Origin of the sequence: Actinotalea sp. JY-7885, from assembly GCF_014525465.1 — a bacterium.
Taxonomy (GTDB): Bacteria; Actinomycetota; Actinomycetes; order Actinomycetales; family Cellulomonadaceae; genus Actinotalea.
Genome location: NZ_JACEXH010000162.1, coordinates 1 through 6,953 on the forward strand (window position 1 = coordinate 1; position 6,953 = coordinate 6,953).

General features: G+C 76.2%; 8 protein-coding genes and 1 riboswitch. Of the genes, 7 read left to right on the forward strand and 1 reads right to left on the reverse strand.

What is annotated here, in order from left to right:
- From IDM29_RS13255 to IDM29_RS13280, 6 genes are all read left to right on the forward strand, one after another.
- The coding region (locus IDM29_RS13255) for an RsmB/NOP family class I SAM-dependent RNA methyltransferase (protein WP_375372414.1) at positions 1 to 1,469 on the forward strand (1,469 nt) is incomplete at its 5' end.
- An 80-nt stretch (positions 1,470 to 1,549) separates the two neighbouring features.
- On the forward strand, positions 1,550 to 2,215 hold the full coding sequence (gene rpe, locus IDM29_RS13260) for a ribulose-phosphate 3-epimerase (protein ID WP_182113944.1): 666 nt from the start codon (positions 1,550 to 1,552) through the stop codon (positions 2,213 to 2,215).
- 79 nt (positions 2,216 to 2,294) lie between these two features.
- Positions 2,295 to 2,456, forward strand: a riboswitch (FMN riboswitch).
- Between the two features lie 157 nt (positions 2,457 to 2,613).
- The gene (pnuC, locus tag IDM29_RS13265; RefSeq protein WP_182113943.1) at positions 2,614 to 3,339 is read left to right on the forward strand and encodes a nicotinamide riboside transporter PnuC; all 726 of its coding nucleotides are present in this window, start codon (positions 2,614 to 2,616) and stop codon (positions 3,337 to 3,339) included.
- 11 nt (positions 3,340 to 3,350) lie between these two features.
- The gene (locus tag IDM29_RS13270) at positions 3,351 to 3,614 is read left to right on the forward strand and encodes a phosphoribosyl-ATP diphosphatase (RefSeq protein WP_182113942.1); all 264 of its coding nucleotides are present in this window, start codon (positions 3,351 to 3,353) and stop codon (positions 3,612 to 3,614) included.
- A gap of 56 nt (positions 3,615 to 3,670) precedes the next feature.
- Complete coding sequence (gene hisG / locus IDM29_RS13275) at positions 3,671 to 4,522, forward strand: ATP phosphoribosyltransferase (RefSeq protein WP_182113941.1); 852 nt, start codon at positions 3,671 to 3,673, stop codon at positions 4,520 to 4,522.
- Position 4,523: 1 nt separating this feature from the next.
- Positions 4,524 to 4,985 (forward strand): PH domain-containing protein, encoded by a 462-nt coding sequence (locus IDM29_RS13280; protein WP_255491865.1) that lies wholly within the window; start codon positions 4,524 to 4,526, stop codon positions 4,983 to 4,985.
- A 10-nt stretch (positions 4,986 to 4,995) separates the two neighbouring features.
- On the opposite strand, the gene IDM29_RS13285 is transcribed toward IDM29_RS13280, so the two are convergent.
- On the reverse strand, positions 4,996 to 6,132 hold the full coding sequence (locus tag IDM29_RS13285; protein WP_182113940.1) for a DUF3866 family protein: 1,137 nt from the start codon (positions 6,130 to 6,132) through the stop codon (positions 4,996 to 4,998).
- A gap of 33 nt (positions 6,133 to 6,165) precedes the next feature.
- Between IDM29_RS13285 and IDM29_RS13290 the strand changes: the two genes are divergently transcribed.
- A partial coding sequence (locus IDM29_RS13290) for a YafY family protein (protein ID WP_188037625.1) occupies positions 6,166 to 6,953 on the forward strand: 788 nt, incomplete at its 3' end.

Genomic DNA, 6,953 nt, shown 5'->3' on the forward strand with positions numbered 1-6,953 from the left:
GCGGGCCGGCCCGCCTGGGCGGCGGCGGCGCACGGACGAGCCAGGCACCCGGCGAGCGCGCCCGCACGGCGGACCCCGCGCGGCTCGCCGCGTTCGAGGTGCTGCGGGAGGTCGCGGAGTCCGACTCCTACGCCAACCTGGTCCTGCCGCCGCTCCTGCGTCAGCGGGGCATCCGCGGCCGCGACGCGGCGTTCGCCACCGAGCTCGCCTACGGCACGCTGCGGCTCCAGGGCCGCTACGACGCCGTGATCGCGATCGCGGCACGACGCCCGACGGCGCAGATCGACCCGCCGGTGCTCGACGCGCTGCGCCTCGGGGTCCACCAGCTGCTGGGGATGCGCGTCCCGGCGCACGCGGCCGTCTCGGTGACGGTGGGCCTGGTGCGCGGGCGCATCGGTGCCGGCCCCGCGCAGTTCGCCAACGCCGTCCTGCGCCAGGTCTCCGCGGAGCCGCTGGACGTGTGGCTCGAGCGCGTCGCCGACGCCGCCGGCACGGACCCGGTCGAGCGGGACGCCGTCGTGCACAGCCACCCGGCCTGGGTCGCGCGCGCGCTGCGGCAGGCCCTCCTGGCCGACGGGCGCTCGCCCGACGAGCTCGCGCCCCTGCTCGAGGCCGACAACGCGGCCCCGGCGGTCACGCTCGTGGCCCGCCCGGGTCTCGCGGACCCGCAGGACGTGCTCGCCGACGCCGCCGACGCCCGGCCGGGCCGCTGGGCGCCGACCGCCGTGGTGATGAGCGCGGGGGACCCCGCCGACGTGCCGGGCGTGCGGGACGGGCGGGTGGGCGTCCAGGACGAGGGCAGCCAGCTCGTCGCGCTCGCGCTCGCCGCCGCGCCGGTGGCGCCGACCGGCGCCGACCTCGCGGGGGAGCGGTGGCTGGACCTGTGCGCCGGTCCCGGCGGCAAGGCCGCGCTCCTCGGCTCGCTCGCCGCCCAGCAGGGAGCCACCCTCGTCGCCAACGAGGTCCAGCCCCACCGGGCCCGCCTGGTCCGCGGCGCCCTCACGGCCCTGCCCGACGGCGTCGCGGAGGTGCGGTGCGCCGACGGCCGCGTGGTCGGGGACGAGGAGCCGGCCGTCTACGACCGGGTCCTGGTGGACGCGCCCTGCACGGGCCTGGGCGCGCTGCGCCGCCGGCCCGAGTCGCGCTGGCGTCGGACGCCCGCCGACGTCGGACCGCTGACCGAGCTGCAGCGGGCGCTCCTCGGCTCCGCGCTCGACGCGGTGCGCCCGGGTGGCGTCGTCGCCTACGTGACCTGCTCGCCCCACGTCGCCGAGACGCAGCTGGTCGTCAAGGACGTCCTGCGCCGGCGCGACGACGTCGAGCAGCTCGACGCACGGGACGTGCTGAGGTCCGTGGTGCGCGACGGCGCCGGTGCGGCGCTCGAGCTCGGGCCGGGCCCCTGGGCGCAGCTGTGGCCGCACGTGCACGGGACCGACGCCATGCACCTCGCGCTGCTGCGCCGCCGCTGACCCACCCTGACCCGCGCGTCCGCACCGACGGCGGGCGCGCGCCGGCGCCACCGGCTCTCGGTCTGCGACACACTGGCGCCATGGACGTCGTGATCTCGCCCAGCATCCTCTCCGCCGACTTCACCAACCTCGAGCGCGAGCTGGGGCGCATCGGCAGCGCCGACATGGTGCACGTCGACGTCATGGACAACCACTTCGTGCCCAACCTCACGCTCGGCCTGCCGGTGGTCGAGCGCATCGTGGCGGTCTCGCCGGTGCCGGTCGACACCCACCTCATGATCGAGGACCCGGACCGCTGGGCGCCCGGCTTCGCGGAGGCCGGCGCCGCGTCCGTCACCTTCCACGCCGAGGCCGCGCGGGCGCCGGTGCGGCTGGCGCGCGAGCTGCGACGCCTCGGTGCGAGGGCCGGCCTAGCGCTGCGCCCCGCGACGCCGGTCGAGCCCTTCCTGGACCTCCTGCCGGAGCTGGACATGCTCCTGGTCATGACGGTCGAGCCCGGCTTCGGCGGCCAGCCGTTCCTCGACGTCATGCTCCCCAAGATCCGGCGCGCCCGGCGGGCCGTGGAGCAGGCGGGCCTGGACGTCTGGGTCCAGGTGGACGGGGGCGTGTCCGCGAGCACCGTCGAGCGTGCGGCAGAGGCCGGCGCGAACGTCTTCGTCGCCGGCTCGGCGATCTACACGGCCGACGACGCCGCTGGTGCGATCGACGAGCTCCGGACGCTCGCCCGCGAAGCCCACGCGCACTGAGCCCACGCGCTGAGCCCACGCACTGAGCCGGACGTCCCACCGGGCCCCAGCGACGCTGTGGCACACTGTCGGCGAACTACTACGTGCTCCGGGGTCGGTGAAAGTCCGAGCCGGCGGTGACAGTCCGCGACCCGCCCACGACCGTGATCCGCACCACTCGGTGCGGGCCGCGATCGAGGGCGGTTGACCTGGTGGAACTCCAGGACCGACGGTGAAAGTCCGGATGGGAGGAAGCACGTGGCGTCAGCGACGGCACTTTCTGGTGCCGGCGCGACGTCGACGCGACCCGTCGCGCACCCCCGGAGCTGACCGCCCGAGGGAGATGCCATGACGACCGCCGCAGCGCGCGCGCTCCGCAGCACGCCGCCCACGATCACCACCCCCCGAGGGGGCCGGCGATGATCGACTGGCTCTTCGACGCCCAGCTCACGATCGCCGGGTACCCCATCCTGTGGCGCGAGGTGATCGGCAACCTCTTCGGGCTCGCCTCGGCCGTCGGCGGCCTGCGCCGCCGGGTGTGGGCCTGGCCCGTCGGCATCGTGGGGAACGTGCTGCTCTTCACCGTCTTCCTCGGCGGCGTGTTCGACACGCCGCAGGCCAAGGACCTCTACGGGCAGGCCGGGCGACAGGTCTTCTTCGTCGCCGTCGCGGTCTACGGCTGGGTCCGGTGGCGGCAGGCCCAGGCCGAGGGCGGAGCGGACGGCGACGGCACGGCGATCGTGCCGACCTGGGCCGGGCGCCGGGGCCGCATCCAGCTCGTGGTGGCGGCCGCCGTCGGCACCGTGGTCTCCGCGCTCGTCTTCCAGGCCCTCGGCTCCTGGGGCCCGTGGGCCGACGCGTGGATCTTCACCGGGAGCTTCCTGGCCACCTACGGCATGGCCCGGGGCTGGACGGAGTTCTGGCTCATCTGGATCGCCGTGGACATCGTCGGTGTGCCGCTGCTCCTGCAGGCGGGCTACTACCCGTCGGCGTTCCTCTACGCGGTCTACGGCGCCGTCGTGCTCTACGGCTTCACCGTGTGGGTGCGGGCGCAACGCACCGGCCGGGCGCAGCAGATCACCGCGTCGTCCGGCGCGGGGACCCTCGCCGTGGACGGGGCCGCCGCCCGCGACCAGGGCGTCTAGGCTCTGACGTCGTGAAGACGTTCGACTCGCTGTTCGCCGAGCTGGCCGACAAGGCCGCCACCCGCCCCGCAGGCTCGGGCACGGTCGCCGAGCTGGACGCCGGCGTCCATGCGATCGGCAAGAAGATCGTCGAGGAGGCCGCCGAGGTGTGGATGGCCGCCGAGCACGAGGGGGACGAGCGGACGGCCGAGGAGATCTCGCAGCTGCTCTACCACCTGCAGGTGCTCATGATCGCCCGCGGCCTCACGCTCGAGGACGTGTACACGCACCTCTGACCGGTCCTGCGGCCGGCCCGTCAGCACCATCCAGCACCCACCACACCGAGGACCCCGTGCTCCGCATCGCCGTCCCCAACAAGGGATCCCTCTCCGAGCCCGCTGCCGAGATGCTGCGGGAGGCCGGCTACCGCCAGCGGCGCGACTCGCGCGAGCTCGTGCTGCCGGACCCGGACAACGACGTCGAGTTCTTCTTCCTGCGCCCCCGCGACATCGCGGTGTACGTCGGTGCCGGCACCGTCGACGTCGGCATCACCGGGCGCGACCTGCTGCTCGACTCGGCGTCGTCCGCGACCGAGCACCTGCGGCTCGGCTTCGCGCGGTCGACCTTCCGCTTCGCGGCGCCGGCGACCCAGGCGCTGTCGGGCGTGCGCGACGTGGCCGGACGGCGCGTCGCCTCGTCGTACCCCGTGCTCGTGGCGTCCCACCTGCGCGCCCACGGCGTGAGCGCCCAGGAGATCGTCCGGCTCGACGGCGCGGTGGAGACCGCGATCCAGCTGGGCGTGGCGGACGTCATCGCCGACGTCGTGGAGACCGGGACGACGCTGCGCGCCGCCGGCCTCGAGGTCTTCGGCGACCCGATCCTGCGGTCCGAGGCGGTCCTGGTCCGGCGGACCGACGTCGACGAGCCCGCCGGCCTGGACGTCCTGACCCGCCGGCTGCAGGGCGTGCTCACCGCCCGCCAGTACGTCCTCATGGACTACGACGTGCCCCTGGACCTCGTCGAGCAGGCCGTCGCGATCACGCCCGGTCTCGAGTCGCCGACCGTCTCGCCGCTGCACAACCGGGAGTGGGCCGCGGTCCGCGCCATGGTGCGCCGCGACGAGACCAACCGTGTGATGGACGCGCTGTACGACGTCGGCGCCCGGGCGATCCTCGTCACCTCGATCCACGCCTGCCGGCTCTGACGTGCGCGCACCCGACGACGAGCTGCACCGGCCCTTCCGGCCCCGCGCGGCGCGGGTGGTCTCGCTCGGCATGGCCGGCGCCGTGCTGGCGCTCATGGTCGCCATCGCGGTGCTCCTGCCGCGCGTCGCGCCGGACCGCCAGGCGCCGCTGGACCTCGTCGGGATCGTCGGCTTCGGCGTGCTCGTGGCCTGGTTCTGCTGGCGTCAGGCGAGCGTCGCCGCGGTCCCCGACCAGGACGGGCTCACGGTCCGGAACCTGCTGCTGACGCGGCGCGTGACCTGGGCCGAGATCGTCTCGGTGCGCTTCGGTCACGGCCGGGCGTGGGTCCAGCTCGACCTCGCCGACGGCGACACGCTCGCCGTCATGGGCGTCCAGCAGGCCGACGGCGCCCGCGCCGCGGCCGAGGCGCGGCGGCTCGCCACCCTCGTGGCGCGGCACAGCCCGACCTCGCGCGACGACTGACGGGCGCCGCTCAGGCGGAGGCTGCCGCGAGCCCCGCGGCGTGCACGCCCGCGGCGGCGGCGGCGAGGAAACCCTCCGGGTCCGCGTCCAGGCCCCGGCCCATCGTCGACAGCCTGACGGGGCTCTCGGCGAGCGCGGCGAGCAGCCGCGCGCCCGTGGGGATCTCCACGAGCCGGTGGCGTCCGGCCGGCGCGCACAGCGCCTGCGCCTGCGCGCGGACGTGCGCGAGGAAGGCTCCGCGGTCGCCGTCACCGGCCCCCGGGCCCTCCGGCACCGGCACGACGACGTCGGCGGGGGCGAGCGCGACGCGCCCGTAGGCGGTCAGGGAGTGGTGGGAGACGCCGCGGTGCCGCTCCCGTGCGTCGGCCCCGGAGACGCGCAGCGACGCGACGGCGCGCCCCCCGAGGGTCGCCGCGGCGTTCACGGCCTCGCCCGCCGCGACGCCGGAGAAGCCCCAGCGCGTGCCGGTGCCGAGGTTGCCGGGCCCCTGCGCCACGACCACGACGTCGGCGTCGAGCACGTGCCGGGCCGCGAGGAGCCCGGTGTGGACGGTGACGGCCTCGAGGTCGCCCCCGAAGGCCTGGCCCACCGTGACGCACGCGTCGATCCAGCCCGCGTCGCGCAGGCCCGCGACCGTCCGCGAGAACCACGCCGGCAGCGCGCCGCCGTCGGTCATGACGTACACGACCCGCGGCGCGGCCCGACCGGCGTCGGCGGCGGCCGCGCGCGCCCCCGCGACGACCGCGGGCAGCGCGGAGTGCAGGTCCGCGACCACGACCGGCAGGCCGGCCAGGTCGTCCGCGTCGGCCAGGAGCGCGTGGTGCCCCGACTCCTGCTCGTCGACGCCCAGCACCATGGCCTGCAGGGGGGTGTACCGCGCCTTGACGAGGTGCCCCGGGCCGGCGGGCGGGTCCGGCGGCAGGGCGTCCGGCAGCGCCACGACCAGCGCGTAGCCGCCTGTCCCCAGGCCGCGGACCTGCGCGGAGACGTTGAGCAGCACCCGGTCGCCGGCCTGCGGCTCGCCCACCAGGGCAGGGTGCGCCAGCGCCTTGAGCTGCGCGCCGTCGTCGGTGCGGACCGCGAGCTCGACGGCTCCCGTCCACGACGCGCCGCGCGACACCACCGTTGCCGAGCGCCAGGAGATCACGCATGCACGCTACCGGCCGCTAGCGTGGTGCCGATGCCCGACGCCCTGCCTCCCGCCGAGCGGCTGCTCAACCTCGTCATCGCGTTGGTGAACACCCAGCACCGCATGACCAAGGAGCAGATCCGCACCTCCGTCGCGGGCTACGACCACGCGGCGTCGACCGACGCGTTCGAGCGCATGTTCGAGCGCGACAAGGAGACGCTGCGCGAGCTCGGCATCCCCGTCGTGACGGTGACGAGCGCCGCGCACGGCGACGACCTCGGGTACCGCGTGGACCCCGACGCGTACGCCCTGCCGCCCATGGAGCTGTCCGCGGCCCAGCTCGGTGTGCTGGCGCTGGCGGCGGACTTCTGGCAGGGGCAGGTGCTGCGCTCGGACGCGGCCCGCGGCCTGACCAAGCTGCGCGTCGTCGGCGCGACGCCGTCCGAGGCCGACACGGTCGCCGGGCTCTCGCCGCGCCTCAACCCGGCGGGCCCGGCGCTCGCACCCCTGCTCGACGCCGCGCACGACCGCCAGGTCGTCACCTTCACCTACCGGACGGCGAGCACGGGCGAGGTGCGCCGCCGCGTCGTCGAGCCCTGGCGTCTCGTCGCCAGCCGCGGGGGCTGGTACCTCGTCGGCCACGACCGCGACCGCGCGGGCGCGCGCGTGTTCCGGCTCAGCCGCATCGAGGGGCCCGTGCGCACCGTGGGACCGCCCGGCGCGTTCACGGTGCCCACCGGCACCGACGCGCGCGAGCTGGTCGCGGTCGCGCAGCGCGGTGAGGAGCGCGTCGCCTGGCTCGCCGTGGCGGCCGACCGGGCCGGCGCCCTGCGGGCCCG